This window comes from Pseudomonas sp. GNP014, assembly GCF_054344005.1.
The window spans coordinates 4,887,813-4,907,174 of record NZ_JBTGUS010000001.1 but is presented as its reverse complement, the minus strand read 5'-3'; the positions used below and the strand labels follow the sequence as shown (position 1 = coordinate 4,907,174).

16 protein-coding genes and 1 pseudogene are annotated in these 19,362 nt (G+C 60.9%); 10 read left to right on the top strand and 7 right to left on the bottom strand.

Annotated features, from left to right (window positions below; all coding sequences use genetic code 11):
* The 4 genes and pseudogenes from ACXX9E_RS21950 to gloB form a co-directional block, all read right to left on the bottom strand.
* The gene (locus tag ACXX9E_RS21950) at positions 1–1,842 is read right to left on the bottom strand and encodes an extracellular solute-binding protein (RefSeq protein WP_458556177.1); all 1,842 of its coding nucleotides are present in this window, start codon (positions 1,840–1,842) and stop codon (positions 1–3) included.
* A pseudogene (locus ACXX9E_RS21945) lies at positions 1,839–3,673 on the bottom strand (extracellular solute-binding protein). The gene ACXX9E_RS21950 and the pseudogene ACXX9E_RS21945 overlap by 4 nt, the downstream one beginning before the upstream one ends.
* Positions 3,674–4,311: 638 nt before the next feature.
* On the bottom strand, positions 4,312–5,778 hold the full coding sequence (locus tag ACXX9E_RS21940; RefSeq protein WP_123462791.1) for a transglycosylase SLT domain-containing protein: 1,467 nt from the start codon (positions 5,776–5,778) through the stop codon (positions 4,312–4,314).
* Between the two features lie 99 nt (positions 5,779–5,877).
* Positions 5,878–6,645: a hydroxyacylglutathione hydrolase gene (gene gloB, locus ACXX9E_RS21935; protein ID WP_123462793.1), complete on the bottom strand. Its 768-nt coding sequence runs from the start codon at positions 6,643–6,645 to the stop codon at positions 5,878–5,880.
* 66 nt (positions 6,646–6,711) lie between these two features.
* On the opposite strand from gloB, the gene ACXX9E_RS21930 reads away from it, so the two are divergent.
* The 5 genes from ACXX9E_RS21930 to ACXX9E_RS21910 all read left to right on the top strand — a co-directional run bounded on the left by ACXX9E_RS21930 (position 6,712) and on the right by ACXX9E_RS21910 (position 12,038).
* The gene (locus tag ACXX9E_RS21930) at positions 6,712–7,470 is read left to right on the top strand and encodes a class I SAM-dependent methyltransferase (protein ID WP_123462795.1); all 759 of its coding nucleotides are present in this window, start codon (positions 6,712–6,714) and stop codon (positions 7,468–7,470) included.
* 92 nt (positions 7,471–7,562) lie between these two features.
* The gene (gene rnhA / locus ACXX9E_RS21925; RefSeq protein WP_003224162.1) at positions 7,563–8,024 is read left to right on the top strand and encodes a ribonuclease HI; all 462 of its coding nucleotides are present in this window, start codon (positions 7,563–7,565) and stop codon (positions 8,022–8,024) included.
* A 217-nt stretch (positions 8,025–8,241) separates the two neighbouring features.
* Positions 8,242–9,000 (top strand): DNA polymerase III subunit epsilon, encoded by a 759-nt coding sequence (gene dnaQ / locus ACXX9E_RS21920; RefSeq protein WP_123462797.1) that lies wholly within the window; start codon positions 8,242–8,244, stop codon positions 8,998–9,000.
* A 153-nt stretch (positions 9,001–9,153) separates the two neighbouring features.
* Positions 9,154–11,409, top strand: a complete 2,256-nt coding sequence (gene ldcA, locus ACXX9E_RS21915; protein WP_458556176.1) for an Orn/Lys/Arg family decarboxylase — start codon at positions 9,154–9,156, stop codon at positions 11,407–11,409.
* Positions 11,410–11,423: 14 nt separating this feature from the next.
* Complete coding sequence (locus ACXX9E_RS21910; RefSeq protein ID WP_123462801.1) at positions 11,424–12,038, top strand: GNAT family N-acetyltransferase; 615 nt, start codon at positions 11,424–11,426, stop codon at positions 12,036–12,038.
* Here the strand turns inward: ACXX9E_RS21910 and ACXX9E_RS21905 are convergent.
* Together ACXX9E_RS21905 and ACXX9E_RS21900 are read right to left on the bottom strand one after the other, a co-directional pair.
* A complete protein-coding gene (locus ACXX9E_RS21905) occupies positions 12,004–12,897 on the bottom strand; it encodes a LysR substrate-binding domain-containing protein (protein ID WP_458556175.1) in 894 nt (297 codons plus the stop codon). The genes ACXX9E_RS21910 and ACXX9E_RS21905 overlap by 35 nt on opposite strands.
* An 85-nt stretch (positions 12,898–12,982) precedes the next feature.
* Positions 12,983–13,219, bottom strand: coding sequence for a hypothetical protein (locus tag ACXX9E_RS21900; protein ID WP_064587205.1), 237 nt, complete (start codon positions 13,217–13,219; stop codon positions 12,983–12,985).
* A gap of 183 nt (positions 13,220–13,402) precedes the next feature.
* Between ACXX9E_RS21900 and ACXX9E_RS21895 the strand changes: the two genes are divergently transcribed.
* Together ACXX9E_RS21895 and ACXX9E_RS21890 are read left to right on the top strand one after the other, a co-directional pair.
* On the top strand, positions 13,403–13,960 hold the full coding sequence (locus ACXX9E_RS21895) for an NADPH-dependent FMN reductase (RefSeq protein ID WP_123462805.1): 558 nt from the start codon (positions 13,403–13,405) through the stop codon (positions 13,958–13,960).
* A 162-nt stretch (positions 13,961–14,122) separates the two neighbouring features.
* On the top strand, positions 14,123–15,406 hold the full coding sequence (locus ACXX9E_RS21890; RefSeq protein WP_123462807.1) for an arsenic transporter: 1,284 nt from the start codon (positions 14,123–14,125) through the stop codon (positions 15,404–15,406).
* Between the two features lie 131 nt (positions 15,407–15,537).
* Here ACXX9E_RS21890 and ACXX9E_RS21885 read toward each other — a convergent pair whose 3' ends face one another.
* Positions 15,538–16,488, bottom strand: coding sequence for a DUF1853 family protein (locus tag ACXX9E_RS21885; protein ID WP_336346440.1), 951 nt, complete (start codon positions 16,486–16,488; stop codon positions 15,538–15,540).
* Positions 16,489–16,603: 115 nt separating this feature from the next.
* On the opposite strand from ACXX9E_RS21885, the gene ACXX9E_RS21880 reads away from it, so the two are divergent.
* The 3 genes from ACXX9E_RS21880 to ACXX9E_RS21870 are packed head-to-tail and all read left to right on the top strand — an operon-like array spanning position 16,604 to position 19,331.
* Positions 16,604–17,494, top strand: a complete 891-nt coding sequence (locus tag ACXX9E_RS21880) for an NAD(+) kinase (protein WP_003224174.1) — start codon at positions 16,604–16,606, stop codon at positions 17,492–17,494.
* Positions 17,494–18,465: a metallophosphoesterase gene (locus ACXX9E_RS21875; protein ID WP_458556174.1), complete on the top strand. Its 972-nt coding sequence runs from the start codon at positions 17,494–17,496 to the stop codon at positions 18,463–18,465. Before ACXX9E_RS21880 ends, ACXX9E_RS21875 begins: the two co-directional genes overlap by 1 nt.
* Positions 18,462–19,331 carry a rhomboid family intramembrane serine protease gene (locus ACXX9E_RS21870; RefSeq protein WP_186748543.1) on the top strand — a complete coding sequence of 290 codons (870 nt, stop codon included), beginning with the start codon at positions 18,462–18,464 and terminating at the stop codon, positions 19,329–19,331. The genes ACXX9E_RS21875 and ACXX9E_RS21870 overlap by 4 nt, the downstream gene beginning before the upstream one ends.
* Positions 19,332–19,362 lie beyond the last annotated feature (31 nt).

The window sequence follows — 19,362 nt, the reverse complement described above, 5'->3', positions numbered from 1 at the left end:
TTACTCCGTGCCCACAGGGTCGGCTTGCAGTTTGGTTTCGACTTCTATGGCGGGTTTCGCGTCAGGCTTGACCCACCAGGTGTTAATCCCGATGTCGTACTTGGGCGAGACTTTCGGGTGGCCGATGTGGTTCCAGTAGGCCACGCGCCAGGTCTTGATGTGCCAGTTGGGGACCACGTAGTAACCCCATTGCAATACCCGGTCCAGTGCACGGGCATGAGCCACCAGGCTGCTGCGTGAATCGGCGTTGATCAGGGTCTCCACCAATTGATCGACGATCGGGTCTTTCAGGCCCATGGTGTTGCGGCTGCTCGGTTTGTCGGCGGCGGCGCTCATCCAGAATTCGCGCTGCTCGTTACCCGGCGAGTTGGACTGTGGGAAACTGCCAACCACCATGTCGAAGTCCCGCGAACGCACGCGGTTGATGTACTGCGAGACGTCCACGCGACGGATCACCAGGTCGATGCCGAGGTCAGCGAGGTTGCGTTTGAACGGCAGCAGCACCCGTTCGAATTCGGTCTGCGCGAGGAGAAATTCGATGACCACCGGTTTGCCGGTGGCGTCGACCATTTTGTCATCGACGATCTTCCAACCAGCCTCTTGCAGCAATTGATAGGCCTCGCGCTGCTGAGCGCGGATCATGCCGCTGGCATCGGTCTTCGGGTTCTCGAAGGCCTCACTGAACACTTGCGCCGGGAGTTTGCTGCGGAACGGCTCGAGGATCGCCCGTTGCTCGGCGTCAGGCAGGCCAGTGGCAGCCATTTCCGAGTTCTCGAAATAGCTGCGGGTGCGGAAGTAGGCGCCGTTGAACAGTTGTTTGTTGGTCCATTCGAAGTCGAAGAGCAGGCCGAGCGCCTGACGCACCCGCACATCCTGAAACACCGGGCGGCGCAGGTTGAAGACAAAGCCCTGCATGCCGGTCGGGTTGCTGTTGGCGATCTGTTCCTTGATCAAGCGACCTTCGGTAACCGCCGGGATGTTGTAGGCGTTGGCCCAGTTCTTTGCAGTCATTTCCAGCCAGTAATCGAACTGCCCGGCCTTCAGCGCTTCGAGGGCAACGGTGTTGTCGCGGTAGTAATCGGTGGTCATCGTGTCGAAATTGTAGAAACCACGGTTGACCGGCAAGTCCTTGCCCCAGTAATCCTTGACCCGCTCATAGCGCACCGAGCGCCCGGCCTTCACTTCGGCGACCTTGTACGGGCCGCTGCCCAGCGGGATTTCCAGGTTGCCCTTGGTGAAATCGCGACTGGCCCACCAGTGTTTCGGCAGCACCGGCAACTGGCCGAGAATCAGCGGCAACTCGCGGTTGTTGGTGTGCTTGAACTTGAACAGCACTTTCAGCGGATCTTCGGCGATCACTTCGGAAACGTCGCTGTAGTAGCCGCGAAACAGCGGTGAACCTTCCTTGGTCAGCGTGTTGAAGCTGAACACCACGTCCTCGGCACGTACCGGGTGGCCGTCGTGGAAGCGCGCTTCGGGGCGCAGGTAGAAGCGCACCCAGCTGTTGTCCGGAGCCTTTTCGATCTTGCTGGCGATCAGGCCGTATTCGGTGAACGGCTCATCGAGGCTGTGCTTGGTCAGGGTGTCGTAGATTTGCCCGACGTCGTCGGCCGGCACCCCTTTGCTGATGAACGGGTTGAGGCTGTCGAAGCCGCCGAAACCGGCCTGACGGAAGATGCCACCCTTGGGCGCGTCGGGATTCACGTAATCGAAATGCTTGAAATCGGCCGGGTATTTCGGCGGCTCGTTGTACAGGGTCACAGCGTGTTGCGGGGCGGCACAGGCCAGCCCGGCGAACAGCAGACCGCTGGCCTGCACGAGCAGGGCGCGGAACGGTTTCATTGATCTTTCTCCGAAGCACTTCAGCCACCACGCGCTCAGGCCCAGGGTGTAAGGCGGCGTGGTGACAAAGGCCAACCGGTTGCGGTAGGCCAGACGGTGATAATTGAGGTACCAGTTGGGAATGCTGTAGTGCTGCCACAGCAGCACGCGGTCCAGCGCCTTGCCGGCGGCGACCTGTTCGTCGCGGGTGCGTGCGGCGAGCAATTGCTCGAGCAGGTGATCGACCACCGGATTGGCGATACCCGCGTAATTCTTGCTGCCCTTGACCCCGACCTGACTGGAATGGAAGTACTGCCATTGCTCCAGACCCGGGCTGAGCGTCTGGTTGAGCGTCATCAGGATCATGTCGAAATCGAACTGATCCAGACGTTGTTTGTACTGGGCGCGATCCACCGTGCGCAGGCGCGCATCTATGCCGATGCTGTTGAGGTTTTCGATGTACGGCTGCAGGATGCGCTCAAGGTTCGGGTTGACCAGCAGCAGTTCGAAGCTCAGTGGCTGGCCATTGGCGTTTTGCAAGCGTTGACCGTTCGAGCTTCCAGCCGGCCCCGGCGAGCAGGGCCAGGGCCTTGCGCATGGTCTCCCGGGGGATGCCGCGGCCATCGGTCTGCGGCAGGCTGAACGGTGCGGTGAACAGCCGGGCCGGGAGTTGCTCCTTGTACGGCTTGAGCATCAGCCATTCATGGCCGACCGGCAGCCCCGTCGCGGAAAACTCGCTGTTGGGGTAGTAGCTGGTCGTGCGCTTGTAGGCGTCGCTGAACAGCGCGCGGTTGGTCCACTCGAAGTCGAACATCAGGCCCAGCGCTTCACGCACCTTGACGTCGGCAATCGTCGGACGCCGGGTGTTCATGAACAGGCCCTGGCTCGGGGTCGGGATCTGATGCGGGATCTGCGCCTTGATAACATCGCCACGGCGCACGGCCGGGAAGTTGTAGCCGTTGGCCCAGTTCTTCGCCTGGTGCTCGATATAGATGTCGAACTCGCCGGCCTTGAACGCTTCGAAGGCGACGTCGCTGTCGCGGTAGAACTCGACTTCCATGCGATCGAAGTTGTACTTGCCGCGATTGACCGGCAAATCCTTGCCCCAGTAGTCCTTGACCCGTTCGAATGTCAACTGCCGCCCCGGTGTGACGGACGTGATGCGGTATGGCCCGCTGCCCAGCGGCGGCTCGAAGGTGGTGGCCTTGAAGTCGCGGTCTTTCCAGTAATGCTGCGGCAGCACCGGCAGTTCGCCGAGACGCAGGATCAACAACGGATTACCGGAGCGCTTGAGCACGAAACGGATGCGCTGCTTGTTGAGGATGTCGACGCGCAACACTTCCTGCAACGCCGTTCGGTACAGCGGATGACCTTCCTTGAGCAGCAGACGGTAGGAGAACGCCACGTCGTAGGCGGTGATCGGCGTGCCATCGTGAAAACGTGCTTCGGGGCGCAGATTGAACACCACCCAGCTGCGATCTTCGCTGTACTCCACCGATTGCGCGATCAAGCCGTAACTGGATGCGGGTTCGTCACCGGACGGCGAATACTGGCCGGTGCCGACCATCAGCGGCTCGTTCAGCTCGTTGATGCCGTACTGCAGGAAATTCGGCGTGGTGACCGGGCTGGTGCCCTTGAACGTGTAGGGATTGACCGTATCGAAGGTGCCGAATGCCATCACCCGCAACGTACCGCCCTTGGGCGCTTGCGGGTTGACCCAGTCGAAGTGGGTAAATCTGGCCGGGTACTTGAGCGTGCCGAACTGCGCATAACCGTGACTTTCGGTAATCGTCGCGCTTGCGGTTGAGCTCAAGGCCAGGCTGATCAGGAGCAGGAGGAGGGGACGCTTCAAGTCAGATCCGATCCAGGCGGCTTGGGCTTAGTGGGCCGTACAGTAACAGCTTGTCTGGACAGGAAAAAGATGCGGGTTAATGCAGGGTTAATCGTTTGCGCGAAGAGCCCCTCACCCTGACCCTCTCCCGGAGGGAGAGGGGACTGACTGTGGTGTCTGGACGAATTACACCGACGTGCTGCACCGAGTCGAACTCAAGTTCTCAAAAGCCCCTAACCCTCTCCCGGGGGGAGAGGGGACTGATCGTGGTGTTTGGACGAATTACACCGACGTGCTGCACCGAGTCGAACTCAAGTTCTCAAAAGCCCCTCACCCTAACCCTCTCCCGGAGGGAGAGGGGACTGACTGTGGTGTCTGGGCGAATTGCACCGACGTGCGATACCGAGTCGAACTCAAGTTCTCAAAAGCCCCTCACCCTGACCCTCTCCCGGAGGGAGAGGGGACTGACTGTGGTGTCTGGGCGAATTGCACCGACGTGCGATACCGAGTCGAACTCGGATTTTGAACAGCACGGAGATCGGCTCCCTTTCCCCCTCGCCCCCCGTGGGGGAGAGGGCTGGGGTGAGGGGGAACGATCTAAAGCACACCACAAAAACCTGATCCAAAAAAAAGCCCCCGAAAACTCAGGGGCTCTTCTGTCAGTGCGGTTGATAAACCGTGAGCATCTGCCCCGGCTTCAACGCTTTACCCGCACCCGGATTCCAGCGCTTGAGATGCTGCATCTCAACGTTGAAGCGCTTGGCCACGACGTACAGCGTGTCGCCGCGCTTGACCTTGTACTGGGTCTGCTGCGCGCTGTCGTCCTTGCCTTTGCTCTTGCTGTTGGCCGCAATCACGGTATTGACGCGCCCCGACTTGCGAGCCGGCGTGCGCTTGGTGGTGTCTTGCATCACCAGCGTCTGGCCGACCTTGAGGTTCTTGCCGGTCAGCTTGTTCCAGCGCTGCAGATCCTTGACTTCAACCTTGTTGGCCTTGGCGATGGAGCCAAGGTTGTCGCCACGCTTCACGCGATAGGCACGCTTGAGCTGTGCCACTTCCGACGGATCGGCGCCTTCGAACACCGGTTTCAGCGAGCGCGGGCTGATCAGCTCTTCCGGCCGCATGGTCTGCAGGCTGGCGGTCAGCAGTTGCGCCTTCGATGTCGGCACCAGCAGGTGCTGAGGGCCGTCGATGGTGGTGCGCTGCTTGAACGCCGGGTTGAGCTGGAACAGTTCGTCTTCGTCGATGTTGGCCACTGCCGCGACCTTCGACAGGTCCATGCGCTGGTTGATTTCGACGACCTGGAAATACGGTTCGTTGGCGATCGGGTTGAGGTTCACCCCGTAGGCTTCCGGCGCCAGCACCACTTGCGACAGCGCCAGCAGTTTCGGCACGTAGGCCTGGGTTTCCGCCGGCAACGAAGACAGGTTCCAGTAGTCGGTCGGCAAGCCTAGCTTCTCGTTCCGCTCAATGGCGCGGCTGACGGTGCCTTCACCGGCGTTGTAGGCGGCCAGGGCCAGCAGCCAGTCACCGTTGAACATGTCGTGCAGGCGGGTCAGGTAATCCATCGCTGCGGTGGTCGAGGCGGTGATGTCGCGACGGCCATCATAAAAGCGGGTCTGGCGCAGGTTGTAGTAGCGGCCCGTGGACGGGATGAACTGCCACAGCCCCGACGCGTCGGAGCGGGAGTAGGCCATCGGGTTGTAGGCGCTCTCGATCACTGGCAGCAGGGCCAGTTCCAGCGGCATGTTGCGCTCTTCGAGACGCTCGACGATGTAATGAATATAGAGACTGCCGCGTTCGCCGGCATTCTCGAGGAAAGAGGGGTTACTGGCGAACCACAGGCGCTGCTGCTCGATGCGCGGGTTCACGCCCAGGCCTTCTTGCAGCTGGAAACCGCCGCGCATACGCTCCCAGATGTCCTGGGGCACCTGCGGGCTGGGCTTTTCACTCAGCCAGATGGGCTTCTGCTTGGCTCGCGCAGCAATGTTCGGCGTATGGGTCGCTTCAGTCTGCGGAGCATGGCTGGAACAGCCCGCCAGCGTGGCGGACACAGCCACCGCGATGGCTTGCGCCAGGCGGGTCAATGCGTCTGAATTGACGGACTTACGTATGGATGACGACATTGGCTGGAAGTAAGTTCCGGGCAAAAATGTCGGGCGATTCTAGAAAGCGCACCCCCTGCGGTCAACCATTCAGAATTTTTGTACCAGCTGGTGAGTCACTTAGAATTTATCTTTCCAGGCTCGCAGCGCAGCAAATACCTCACTCGGCGCCCGGTTTTGAGCGCCTGCCCGTTCGTCCACTTTTTGTGTAACTAATGTTTCAGTGGTCCGCAAAAACGGGTTGGTGAGCTTTTCCAGAGCCAGGGTCGAGGGCAGGGTCATGACCCCGTTTTGCCGTTGCTGGCTGACTTTTTCCAGACGAGCGGCGATGTCCGGGTTGGTCGGTTCCACCGCAGCCGCAAACTTGAGATTGCTCAGGGTGTATTCATGGGTGCAGTAGACCAGCGTATCTTCGGGCAACGCGGCGAGACGGCTCAGGGAATGGTGCATCTGCTCCGGCGTGCCTTCGAACAAGCGGCCACAACCGGCGGCAAACAAGGTGTCGCCGCAAAACAGCAGACCGTGGTGGTAATAGGCAATGTGTCCCAAGGTGTGACCGGGCACCGCATAGACCGCGAAGTCCCAGCCGAGCACACTGACGCTATCGTTGTCCTTGAGCGCCACGTCACGCGCCGGGATGTTTTCGCTGGCCGGCCCATAGACCGTGGCGCCACTGGCCTGCTTGAGGCGCTCGACGCCGCCGACGTGGTCATGATGGTGGTGGGTGATCAGGATGTCGCTCAGCACCCAGCCCGGATGGGCGTCGAGCCACGCCAGCACCGGCGTGGCGTCGCCCGGATCGACCACCGCACAGCGTTGGGAGCGGTGATCCTGTAACAACCAGATGTAGTTGTCGGTGAACGCGGGCAGGGCACTGATCTGTATCATTGTCGGAATTCGCCAAGCGGAAAACATTGGCGCATCTTAGTAGTTCCTGGCGCGTTGGAGAATGACATGACCGATAAAGCGTTCGCTCAGGCCGATCCGGACTGGCTGGCATTGATCAGCGCCGCACGTGAATGGCTGTCGGGGCCGCTCGGGCAATTTCTGCTCGACGAAGAGCGGCGCATGCTTGAAGACGAGCTGGGTCGCTTCTTCGGTGGTTATCTGGTGCATTACGGCCCGTCCGCGCAAACCCCGCCCTCGGCACCGCAGGTTCAGCGCAACGTGCGCCTTGGCGCGCCGCTGCCCGGGGTCGAGATCGTCTGCGAAGAACAGGCCTGGCCGCTGAGCGAGCATGCCGCCGACGTGGTGGTGATGCAGCACGGCCTCGATTTCTGTCTGTCGCCCCACGGCCTGTTGCGCGAAGCCGCGAGCAGCGTGCGCCCCGGCGGGCATTTGCTGATCGTCGGCATCAACCCCTGGAGCACCTGGGGATTGCGGCATGTCTTCGCCCATGACGCCTTGCGTCAGGCCCGTTGCATCTCGCCTTCGCGAGTGGCCGACTGGCTCAATCTGCTGGGCTTTGCGCTGGAGAAACGCCGCTTCGGGTGCTATCGTCCGCCGCTCGCGTCAGCCAAGTGGCAGGCCCGTCTGGCCGGCTGGGAACGCAAGGCCGGTGACTGGCAACTGTCGGGCGGCGGTTTCTATTTATTGGTGGCACGCAAGATTGTGGTCGGCCTGCGACCGGTGCGTCAGGAACGTCGCGAGCCGATGGGCAAGCTGATTCCGCTGCCGATGGCCAAGGTCAACCGCCGCCGTATCGAACCGTAAACCTTCTTTTTATAAGTGGCCGGACATGCTCCGGCTGCGGCCATCGTCGATCCGTGATTGACGAGGCAGGCATTTATTCTGGATAGACTGGCATGAGCGAAAGCGTCGATAGCGTAGAACTGTTCACCGACGGCGCCTGTAAGGGCAACCCCGGTCCGGGCGGCTGGGGCGCCTTGCTGGTGTGCAAGGGCGTCGAAAAGGAACTGTGGGGCGGCGAGGCCAATACCACCAACAACCGCATGGAACTGCTCGGCGCCATCCGTGGCCTCGAAGCCTTGAAGCGGCCCTGCGAAGTGTTGCTGGTGACCGACTCGCAGTACGTGATGAAAGGCATCAACGAGTGGATGGCCAACTGGAAGAAGCGCGGCTGGAAGACGGCGGCGAAAGAACCGGTGAAAAATGCTGATCTGTGGAAAGAACTCGACGAGCAGGTCAATCGTCACAAGGTCACCTGGAAGTGGGTGCGCGGGCACATCGGGCATCACGGCAACGAGCGGGCTGACCAGTTGGCCAACCGTGGCGTGGACGAAGTGCGCGGCTACAAGCAAAGCTGATTTCGCTTCTGAACCGTGGTGCGGCCATTCGCGAGCAAGCTCGCTCCCACAGGGAAATGCATTCCAGATCTGATGCCCCTTCCCTGAATTGGAATGCATTCCAATGTGGGAGCGAGCTTGCTCGCGAAGGGCGCGCCACGGTCTGACTGAAACACCCCGCCGAGCGTGTTAACATCCGCTTTTTTGCACGATTGACCCCGTTGAGAATTGAACACTGATGGCCACCAGATCCGTTGTACTCGATACCGAAACCACCGGCATGCCGGTGACCGATGGTCACCGGATCATTGAAATCGGCTGTGTCGAACTGATCGGTCGGCGCCTCACGGGCCGGCACTTTCACGTCTATCTGCAACCGGATCGCGAGAGTGACGAAGGCGCGATCGGCGTTCACGGCATCACCAACGAATTCCTCGTCGGCAAACCGCGTTTCGCCGAGGTGGCCGACGAGTTTTTCGAGTTCATCAACGGCGCGCAGCTGATCATCCATAATGCGGCGTTCGACGTTGGCTTCATCAACAACGAATTCGCCTTGATGGGCCAGCACGATCGCGCTGACATCACCCGACACTGCTCGATCCTCGACACCCTGATGATGGCCCGGGAACGTCACCCGGGGCAGCGCAACAGCCTCGATGCGTTGTGCAAACGTTATGGCGTCGACAACTCCGGCCGTGAACTGCACGGCGCCTTGCTCGACTCGGAGATTCTCGCCGACGTCTACCTGACCATGACCGGTGGCCAGACCAGTCTGTCGCTGGCCGGTAACGCTTCCGACGGCAATGGCACAGGAGAGGGTGCGGACAACTCCGCCACCGAGATCCGGCGTCTGCCGGCCGATCGCCAGCCCGCGCGGATCATTCGGGCGACGGAAGAAGAGCTGGCGGCGCATATGGCGCGGCTGGAGATCATTGCCAAATCCGCCGGTGGTCCGGCATTGTGGACGCAGATCGCCGAGGCTGACGCGCAGGCTTGACCCTGTCCCTGTGGTGAGGGAGCAAGCTCTCTCGCCACAAAAGTCAGGTCAGGTGTCATGAAGCCAACTGGCCACCCTCGCCACTTTCGCTGCAACCCTCTACCCTGAGTGCATTGGCAGACATTGATCCGCCGCCTCGGGACACTGAGCCTCATGTACAAAGATTTGAAGTTTCCGGTGTTGATCGTCCACCGCGACATCAAGGCCGACACGGTCGCCGGTGACCGTATCCGTGGCATCGCCCGCGAGTTGGAGCAGGAAGGTTTCAATATCGTTTCGGCCACCGATTACACCGAAGGGCGGTTGGTGGCTTCGACCCATCATGGTCTGGCGTGCATGCTGATCGCTGCCGAAGACGCCAGCACGAACTCCCATTTATTGCAGAACATGGCCGAACTGATCGGCCTGGCGCGGGTGCGCGCACCGGATCTGCCGATCTTTGCCCTGGGCGAACAGGTCACCCTGGAAAACGCCCCGGCCGATGCCATGGCCGAGCTCAATCAACTGCGCGGCATCCTGTATCTGTTCGAAGACACCGTGCCGTTCCTTGCCCGGCAAGTGGCGCGGGCGGCGCGCAAGTATCTGGATGGTTTGCTGCCGCCATTTTTCAAGGCGCTGGTACAGCACACAGCCGACTCCAATTATTCCTGGCACACCCCAGGCCACGGCGGCGGTGTGGCGTATCACAAGAGTCCGGTGGGGCAGGCGTTTCATCAGTTCTTCGGGGAAAATACCCTGCGTTCGGATTTGTCGGTGTCCGTACCGGAGCTCGGTTCGCTGCTCGACCACACTGGCCCCCTCGCTGAAGCGGAAGCCCGCGCGGCGCGCAACTTCGGCGCCGACCACACCTTTTTCGTGATCAATGGCACCTCGACCGCCAACAAGATTGTCTGGCACTCGATGGTCGGTCGCGACGACCTGGTACTGGTTGATCGCAACTGTCACAAATCGGTGCTGCACGCGATCATCATGACCGGCGCAATCCCGCTGTACCTGTGTCCGGAGCGCAATGAACTGGGGATCATCGGCCCGATTCCGCTGAGTGAATTCAGTCGCGAATCGATTCAGGCCAAGATCGAGGCCAGCCCGTTGACCAAGGGGCGTGAGCCGAAAGTCAAACTGGCGGTGGTCACCAACTCAACCTACGACGGCTTGTGCTACAACGCCGAGCTGATCAAGCAGAACCTGGGCAACAGCGTCGAAGTGCTGCATTTCGACGAAGCCTGGTACGCCTACGCGGCGTTTCACGAGTTCTTCGCCGGTCGCTACGGCATGGCCACCTCGCGCAGCGAAACCAGCCCGCTGGTGTTCACCACCCATTCCACGCACAAACTGCTCGCCGCGTTCAGTCAGGCTTCGATGATTCACGTGCAGGACGGCGGGGCGCGGCAACTGGACCGTGATCGTTTCAACGAAGCGTTCATGATGCACATCTCGACCTCGCCGCAGTACAGCATCATTGCTTCGCTGGACGTGGCATCGGCGATGATGGAAGGCCCGGCCGGGCGCTCGCTGTTGCAGGAAACCTTCGACGAAGCCCTGAGCTTCCGCCGGGCGTTGGCTAATCTGCGGCAGCACATTGCCGCCGATGACTGGTGGTTCTCGATCTGGCAACCGCCGGGGGTCGAAGGTATCGACCGCGTGCAGACCGAAGACTGGTTGTTGCAGCCGGAGGCCGAATGGCACGGGTTTGGTGAAGTCAGTGACGACTACGTGCTGCTCGACCCCATCAAAGTCACCCTGGTGATGCCGGGGGTGAACGCCGGCGGTGCGTTGAGCGAGAAGGGCATCCCGGCGGCGGTGGTCAGCAAGTTCCTCTGGGAGCGTGGGCTGGTGGTGGAAAAGACCGGTCTGTATTCGTTTCTGGTGCTGTTTTCGATGGGCATCACCAAAGGCAAATGGAGCACGCTGCTCACTGAATTGCTGGAATTCAAGCGCAGTTACGATGCCAACGTCCGTCTCGAAACCTGCCTGCCGTGCGTTGCGCAACAAGACAGCACGCGTTATCGCGGCATGGGCCTGCGCGATCTGTGCGATCAATTGCATGCCTGCTATCGCAGCAATGCCACGGCCAGACACCTTAAACGCATGTACACGGTACTGCCGGAAATCGCCATGAAACCGGCCCACGCCTATGATCATCTGGTGCGTGGCGAAGTCGAAGCGGTGCCGATAGATGAGCTGGAGGGGCGGATCGCGGCGGTGATGCTGGTGCCGTATCCGCCGGGTATTCCGTTGATCATGCCCGGCGAGCGCTTCACCGAAGCCACCCGCTCGATCATCGACTACCTGAAGTTTGCCCGCACGTTCGATAGCAGCTTTCCCGGTTTTGTCGCTGATGTGCATGGACTGCAACATGAAGATGAAGGCAATGGGCGGTTCTACACCGTCGATTGCGTCAAGGAATGAGGACTTTCCCGAGTATGCAACCGGTCATGAATCCGAAATACCCAGGGCTGTCGGTGCGGGTCGCCGATGAGGGCTTTGCGCCTTATATCTGGGGCAGCGACTTCAGTTTTGAGGTGGTTGCGTATGGGGCCGCGGTGGTCGGCGCACCGGTCGAGCAGTGGCAGGTGACGCCGATCGTGCCGTACCGCAAGTGCTACGGCATCGATCCGGAGGAGTTCAGCGCCTTTCACAATGCACCCGACAGCGCGATCTTCATGGCGTATCTGGATGACGAGCCGGTCGGTCATCTGGTGATCAGTACCAACTGGAACGGCTTCGCCCATATCGACGAGCTGGCGGTGCACGCCCCGGCCCGTCGGCACGGTGTGGCCAAGGCGTTGCTGGATGTCGCGCAGTTCTGGAGCCGCAAAAAGAAGCTGCCGGGGATCATGCTGGAAACCCAGAACAACAACCTCGGCGCCTGTCGGCTGTATGAGCGTTGCGGTTATGTGATTGGCGGTATCGACCATTTGCGTTATCGCGGCATCGATCCGAACACCGCCGAAGTGGCGCTGTTCTGGTATCGATTGTTCGATAATCCGCTGGAGCGCCCGCTCAGCTCGACAGCATCGCCTCGGCTTGTTCCGTGACGATTGCCAGCAGGGTCTGAATCGCAGAAGGCGTGGCCGCGTGTTTGCAGGTCAGCGCGTACAGGCTGATCGGCACTGCCGGTGACAACGGGCACACGTCCAGCCCGCCGGCCCTTGCGCCAAGGGCGGTGAACGGGTCGACGATGGCCAGCCCTTCGCCGGCCTCGACCATGCTGCGCATCATCTGGTGGGTTTGCACCCGGGTCTGGATGCTCGGCACAGGCCGCAGGGCCTGGAGCTTGTTTTCCAGTGCCGGGCTCAGCGGGTCGTGGCCTTCGAGGCCGACCATCGCCTGACCGGCGAGGTCCTGCAGGGAAATGTACTTTTGCTTTGGTTGCAGCCAGCCGTGGGGAGCGAGCAATTGCAGCTTGCCGTGGGCCAGTGGCCGGGCGTGGATGTCGGGGTGTTCGGGGGCGTGCAGGCTCAGGCCCAGATCGCTTTCGCGCAGCAACAGGCTGCGGACGATGTCGCGGGTTGATGCGCCAAGCAAGGTGCACGGTGCGTCAGGCAGGCGCCGGCGCAGGGCGGCGAGGCTTTGTGGCAGTAATTGTTGCGCCAGCGGCGGGGTGCCGATGATGCGCAGGGGCGGGGCGAGGTATTGCTTGAGGCTGCTGGCCAGACGCTGCACTGGCTCCAGCGCTTCATAGACGTGGGCGATTTCCACCTGCAATGCCCGGGCTTCGGGCGTTGCCTGCAAGCGTCCGCGCACGCTGGCGAACAGCATGAACCCCAACTCACTCTCGGCTTCACGCAAGCGCGCTTCAACGTCGGTCAGCGGCAATTGCAGCCATTCGGCGGCCGTGCCCAGGTGACCGGTCTGCAAGAGCGCCTGAATCACTTCGATATGACGTAAACGCATGCGTGAAGTCCATGTTCAGCAGGTGGGGTCAGAGGCTGAATCCTACCCCAACTCTGCGCATATGACTTCTGCTCATAACGAGGTGTTATTGAGCGACGGTTGGCTCGGGTTCGCGGATCAGGGTGATGTCCGACTGAACCAGCAAAAACTCATTGTCACTGAGCTTTTTGACGCGATCGCCAATCGCCAGTTTGTAGGTGGTGACAGGCTCCATGCCGGTGAGACCGTCTGCCGACGGGGTGGATTCCTGGAACTCATGCACGGAATAAACGCGGCCTTCCGCATCTCTTGCATGGAACTGACCGACGAGTACTGCTGCCATCTGCTTAGAACCTCTGGAGATAAAACGCTTGATTTGCGGCTTGGTAGACCTTCATCAAGCCCTGTAAGTTTTCCTACAGAAAAAAAATAATCAGTGCGGAGGAATTTCCCTTGCGCGCTGGTGAAACTGTCATCGAATCATCTATAACTACAGGCTCTTCCCACGGACAGTCGAGAGTCTTCCATGAGCAATGTCTACAACGTCGCTGTAGTCGTCGGCAGCCTGCGCAAAGCATCGATCAACCGCAAAGTCGCACTGGCGCTGGCCGAGCTGGCACCGGCGAACCTCAAACTGAAGATTGTCGAAATTGGCGACCTGCCACTCTATAACGAAGACATTGACGGCGATTCACCGCCGGCAGCCTACAGCACTTTCCGCCAAGAAGTAGGCTCTTCCGACGCGGTGCTGTTTGTCACCCCGGAATATAACCGCTCGGTGCCGGCACCGTTGAAGAATGCGATTGACGTGGGTTCACGGCCGTATGGCAAAAGCGTCTGGAGCGGTAAGCCGGGTGCGGTAATCAGCGTGTCGCCGGGGGCGATTGGCGGTTTTGGCGCCAACCAGCATCTGCGCCAGTCCTTCGTGTTTCTCAATGTGCCGTGCATGCAGCAGCCGGAAGCGTATCTGGGTGGCGCGGGTTCGGCATTTGACGAGGCGGGCAAGTTGAGCGACTCGGTGAAACCATTCCTGCAGAATTTCATCAATGCGTATGGGCAGTTCGTGGAGCAACACAAGAAATAATCTGGTCAGATCGGCGGTAAAACAGAGATCATGTGGGAGCGAGCTTGCTCGCGAAAGGGCCATCAGCCACACCTTTGGTGACTGACAGTTCGCTTTCGCGAGCAAGCTCGTTCCCACATTTTTGTGGTTTGGCTTATTTTCCATTTATTAAGGCTGTCGCGGATGCTCGCTGCGTCACTGATTTTCCTGCTGACCATTACCCTTGTCATCTGGCAACCCAAAGGCCTCGGCGTCGGCTGGAGTGCGACGCTTGGCGCCGTACTGGCGCTGATCTTCGGTGTCGTTCACCTGAGCGATATCCCGCTGGTGTGGCAGATCATCTGGAACGCCACCGGCACGTTCGTCGCGCTGATCATCATCAGCCTGTTGCTCGACGAAGCCGGGTTCTTTGCCTGGGCCGCGTTGCATGTGGCGCGCTGGGGGCGGGGCAGCGGACGCAAGCTGTTTGCCTTTATGGTGTTGCTCGGTGCGCTGGTGTCGGCGCTGTTCGCCAATGACGGCGCGGCACTGATCCTGACGCCCATCGTCATCTCCATGCTGCTGGCGCTGCGTTTTTCACCGGCGGCAACCCTGGCGTTTGTGATGGGGGCCGGTTTTATCGCCGACACCGCGAGCCTGCCGCTGGTGGTATCGAACCTGGTCAATATTGTCTCGGCAGACTTCTTTCACATCGGCTTCAACCGCTATGCGGCGGTGATGGTGCCGGTCAACTTTGTCAGCGTTGCGGCGACGCTGGGCATGTTGCTGTGGTTTTTTCGCCGCGACATTCCGGCGGCTTACGACCCTGAACAACTCGAACACCCAGAAACTGCGATTCACGATAAAGCCACGTTCTACGCCGGTTGGGCAGTGTTGGTAATCCTCCTCATTGGTTGTTTTGCGCTGGAGCCACTGGGCATTCCGATCAGTGCGATTTCCGCGGTGTGCGCCGCGCTGTTGCTGGGCATCGCTGCCCGCGGCCACAAGATTTCCACGCGCAAGGTGATGAAAGAAGCGCCGTGGCAGATCGTGATTTTCTCGCTGGGCATGTACCTGGTGGTCTATGGCCTGCGTAATGCCGGGCTGACCGGGTATCTGGCCGGTTGGCTGGATGTGTTCGGCGAGCATGGCGTGTGGGGGGCGGCGCTGGGCACCGGTGTGCTGACGGCGTTGCTGTCGTCGATCATGAACAACTTGCCGACGGTGTTGATCGGGTTGTTGTCGATTGATGCCAGTCAGGCGAGCGGGGTGGTCAAGGAAGCGATGATTTACGCCAACGTGATTGGCAGTGACCTGGGGCCGAAGATTACGCCGATCGGCAGCCTGGCCACGTTGTTGTGGCTGCATGTGCTGGAGCGCAAGGGGATCCACATTGGTTGGGGGTATTACTTCAAGGTGGGGATTGTGCTGACGGTGCCGGTGCTGTTGATTACCTTGGCGGCATTGGCTCTGCGGTTATCCCTTTAGACCGTGTTGAGCCCTATCGCTGGCAAGCCAGCTCCCACAGGTTTTTTGGTGTGGCTTCGTTAGTGAGCACACAGAAGCCCCCTGTGGGAGCTGGCTTGCCAGCGATGAGGCAGTACAAGCACTACAAAATTTCAGGCTAGCCCCGGCACATTCGGCCAAAGATCCGACACCAGAAACAATCGCTCCGCCTCTTCCCATTCGCCCCGTGCATTCTCGATCAGGCGCACCATCAGTTGCGCCGGGGCCAGGGGTTCCAGGTCATCCAGCCACATCTGCAAGTGTGCGTGGCTCCAGGTCTGGTCCGCCGGATAATGCGCCGGTGCCAGCCAGGCGTGGCGTGGCAGCGGTTGCCAGCGTCCGGCCGGGCGCTGATCGACAAAGGCCGGCCAGTCTTTTTGATGCAGCCAACTGCCACGCAGGTGTTGCGGATGTGCGCCTTTTGGCGGTGCGGCCTCACCGGGCCACGGGTACAGCAGGTATCCGCCCAGCCACAGCTGCGCACTGAACACCCCGATGCCCAGCGTCGCCAACGCCTCGCGGCTTTCCGGACGGGCCGATATCGGCAATTGATGCTCGGCCAGATGTGCCAGTTTGCGGTCCAGCCGGTCATGGCATCCGGGCCCCAGCCACTGCGCCGGATCCCGTCCGTCACCGTGCTGCGGCCCGAGGTACAACTTGATCGCCAGCTCGAGATGATGCACGCCGTCGCGGTCTCGCAGCAGCATGTCCAGTTCGCCGAGGGTGTGGCCTTCGCGGCGGATCGGCAGGTTGGCGGCGATCAATTCGATGCCCGGCGCGTGCTCCACCGCAAACTGCCACAACCGTTCGTAATACAGGCCCAGGCGCCGGGTGCGCGCCTGCGACAGCCAGTGCAGCAAGCCATAACTGTCGCGGTCGAGCTCGCGCAACCAGTGTTCCAGTCGCTGCGGATCATGCACCCAATCGCTGCCGGCCAGCGGATGACGCTGCGGCCACGGCGTGGCGGCGAGCATCGGCGGCGCCAGAATTACCCACGCCAGATCCCGCACTTCCGGATGGCGTAATTGGTGCGGCAGCTGGAGCAAATCGGGAAACAGGATCATCTTGCGAGCATAGCCTGAAACACGAGCACACCCTTGAGGCTGAAAGGATTTTGTCTATCGCAGGCTTTCGCCCATAATCGTGCTTTTCGCGTTTTCGATTGTCCGCAGAGGTCCCATGGAGCAATTTCGCAATATCGGCATCATCGGTCGCCTGGGCAGTTCCCAGGTGCTGGATACCGTCCGCCGACTGAAACGCTTTCTGCTCGATCGTCACCTGCACGTGATTCTCGAAGACACCATCGCCGAAGTCCTGCCGGGCCACGGCCTGCAGACCTCGTCGCGCAAGATGCTCGGCGAAGTCTGCGACATGGTCATCGTCGTCGGCGGTGACGGCAGCCTGCTCGGCGCCGCTCGCGCCTTGGCCAAGCACAATATTCCGGTACTCGGGATCAACCGTGGCAGCCTCGGTTTTCTCACCGACATTCGCCCCGATGAGCTGGAAGTCGAAGTGGCCAAGGTGCTCGACGGCCATTACCTGGTGGAAAACCGCTTCCTGCTGCAAGCCGAAGTCCGCCGGCATGCCGAGGCCATCGGCCAGGGCGATGCACTCAACGACGTGGTGCTGCACCCGGGCAAATCGACGCGGATGATCGAGTTCGAGCTGTACATCGACGGCCAGTTCGTTTGCAGCCAGAAGGCCGACGGCCTGATCGTCGCCACTCCTACCGGCTCCACGGCCTACGCGCTGTCCGCCGGCGGGCCGATCATGCATCCCAAGCTCGACGCCATTGTGATTGTGCCGATGTACCCCCATATGTTGTCGAGCCGGCCAATTGTGGTCGATGGCAACAGTGAGCTGAAAATCGTCGTGTCGAAAAACATGCAGATCTATCCGCAGGTCTCCTGCGACGGGCAGAACCACTTCACCTGCGCGCCGGGCGACACCATCACCGTCAGCAAGAAAGCCCAGAAGCTGCGGCTGATTCACCCGCTCGACCACAACTATTACGAAGTCTGCCGGACCAAGCTCGGCTGGGGCAGCAAGTTGGGTGGTGGAGGCGACTGATGCTCGATCCCGCGCGCAGTTATGACCTGATTGGTGACGTGCACGGATGCGCCCTGACCCTCGAACACCTGCTTGACCGTCTCGGTTACCACAAGCAGGGCGGGATCTGGCGGCATCCATCGCGCATGGCCGTGTTCGTCGGCGACATCATTGACCGTGGCCCGCGAATCCGCGAGGCACTGCACATCGTCCACGACATGGTCGAGGCCGGCCAGGCCTTGTGCATCATGGGCAACCACGAATTCAACGCGCTCGGCTGGAGCACGCCGGCGCCACCGGGCAGCGGCAAGCAGTTCGTCCGCGAACACACACCGCGCCATGCGCGCCTGCTGCACGAAACCCTGAGCCAGTTCGAAGACCATCCGGGGGACTGGCACGACTTCCTCAACTGGTTCTACGAGCTGCCGCTGGTGGTGGATGCCGGGCGCTTCCGCGTGGTGCACGCCTGTTGGGATGCCAGCCTGATCGAACCGTTACGCGGGCTGTTCGCCGATGCGCGCATTGATGAACACTTTCTCCAGGCCTCGGCCGTGCCCGGCAGCTTCGCCTGCACCGTGTTCGATCGCCTGCTGCGCGGCACCGACATGCGCCTGCCGGATGGCTTGACCATGACCAGCGGCGACGGCCTGGTGCGTTCGTTCTTCCGCACCAAATTCTGGGAAGACGACCCGAAAACCTACGGCGACATCGTCTTCCAGCCGGATGCATTGCCAGAGCCGGTGGCGCAGAAGCCGCTGAGCTCCAGCGAAAAAAACAACCTGCTGCGCTACGGCGTCGACGAGCCGTTGCTGTTCGTCGGCCACTACTGGCGCAGCGGCCAACCGGCGCCGATCCGCCCGAACCTCGCGTGTCTCGATTACAGCGCGGTGCTCTACGGCAAACTGGTGGCCTATCGTCTGGATCAGGAAACCCGCCTCGATCCGCATAAATTTGTCTGGGTCGATGTCGAGCGGCCGGAGGTGCTGCAATGAGTGCGGTAGCGGTATTGCGTCTGCCGTTGGCAGTGGACCTGAGCGGTTTCGTCAAACTGCTGCAACGCATGCAGGTGCCGCATCGGGTCAGCGAAGAGGCGGGCGAGCAGGTGCTGTGGGCACCGGCGGAAATCAGCGAGGACGTGCGTTCGCTGTACGAGCGCTTCCCGGCGGGCGATCCCGATCAGCAACTGGAGATCCCGGTGGCGCCGACCTTCAAGCGTCCGAGCTTCGCCGAACAACTCAAACACGCCAAGGCCACCGGATTTATCCTGCTGCTGAGCCTGCTGGTCGGTGGCCTGACCTACCTGGGCGACAACCTCGACACCATCCGCCTGCTGACCTTCCTCGACTTCCGCGTGGTCGGCGAGTACATCCAGTTCACGCCGCTGGCCGACAGTCTGGCGGCGGGGCAGTGGTGGCGCCTGTTCACGCCGATGCTGCTGCACTTTGGCATCCTGCACCTGGCCATGAACGGCATGTGGTACTGGGAGCTGGGACGGCGCATCGAGTCACGTCAGGGCAGCATCAATCTGCTCGGTCTGACCCTGCTGTTCAGCCTGGTGTCGAACTACGCGCAGTTCGCCTGGAGTGGCCCGAGCCTGTTTGGCGGCTTGTCCGGCGTGCTCTACGGATTGCTCGGCCACTGCTGGATTTTCCAGTTGCTGGCGCCGAACCCGGCGTATCGCCTGCCGCGTGGCGTGCTGGTGATGATGCTGGTGTGGCTGGTGATCTGCATGTCCGGGCTGGTCTCGATGATCGGTTTCGGCCAGATCGCCAACGCCGCGCACGTTAGTGGGTTACTCATCGGATGCTTCACCGGTTTGTTGGGCGGTTTGTATAACCGCCGTAAACTGGCCGCCTAAAATTTTCAGTGAATAAAGAGCACGGAGACCC

Excerpts from the sequence above, each read along its gene's own strand:
- ACXX9E_RS21930 (WP_123462795.1), top strand. The coding sequence starts at position 6,712 with ATGACCGATAAAGCGTTCGCTCAGGCCGATCCGGACTGGCTGGCATTG.
- gloB (WP_123462793.1), bottom strand. The coding sequence starts at position 6,645 with ATGATACAGATCAGTGCCCTGCCCGCGTTCACCGACAACTACATCTGG.
- ACXX9E_RS21910 (WP_123462801.1), top strand. The coding sequence starts at position 11,424 with ATGCAACCGGTCATGAATCCGAAATACCCAGGGCTGTCGGTGCGGGTC.
- ACXX9E_RS21895 (WP_123462805.1), top strand. The coding sequence starts at position 13,403 with ATGAGCAATGTCTACAACGTCGCTGTAGTCGTCGGCAGCCTGCGCAAA.
- ACXX9E_RS21880 (WP_003224174.1), top strand. The coding sequence starts at position 16,604 with ATGGAGCAATTTCGCAATATCGGCATCATCGGTCGCCTGGGCAGTTCC.
- ACXX9E_RS21940 (WP_123462791.1), bottom strand. The coding sequence starts at position 5,778 with ATGTCGTCATCCATACGTAAGTCCGTCAATTCAGACGCATTGACCCGC.
- ACXX9E_RS21890 (WP_123462807.1), top strand. The coding sequence starts at position 14,123 with ATGCTCGCTGCGTCACTGATTTTCCTGCTGACCATTACCCTTGTCATC.
- ACXX9E_RS21905 (WP_458556175.1), bottom strand. The coding sequence starts at position 12,897 with ATGCGTTTACGTCATATCGAAGTGATTCAGGCGCTCTTGCAGACCGGT.
- dnaQ (WP_123462797.1), top strand. The coding sequence starts at position 8,242 with ATGGCCACCAGATCCGTTGTACTCGATACCGAAACCACCGGCATGCCG.
- ACXX9E_RS21885 (WP_336346440.1), bottom strand. The coding sequence starts at position 16,488 with ATGATCCTGTTTCCCGATTTGCTCCAGCTGCCGCACCAATTACGCCAT.
- ACXX9E_RS21950 (WP_458556177.1), bottom strand. The coding sequence starts at position 1,842 with ATGAAACCGTTCCGCGCCCTGCTCGTGCAGGCCAGCGGTCTGCTGTTC.
- rnhA (WP_003224162.1), top strand. The coding sequence starts at position 7,563 with ATGAGCGAAAGCGTCGATAGCGTAGAACTGTTCACCGACGGCGCCTGT.
- ldcA (WP_458556176.1), top strand. The coding sequence starts at position 9,154 with ATGTACAAAGATTTGAAGTTTCCGGTGTTGATCGTCCACCGCGACATC.
- ACXX9E_RS21900 (WP_064587205.1), bottom strand. The coding sequence starts at position 13,219 with ATGGCAGCAGTACTCGTCGGTCAGTTCCATGCAAGAGATGCGGAAGGC.
- ACXX9E_RS21875 (WP_458556174.1), top strand. The coding sequence starts at position 17,494 with ATGCTCGATCCCGCGCGCAGTTATGACCTGATTGGTGACGTGCACGGA.
- ACXX9E_RS21870 (WP_186748543.1), top strand. The coding sequence starts at position 18,462 with ATGAGTGCGGTAGCGGTATTGCGTCTGCCGTTGGCAGTGGACCTGAGC.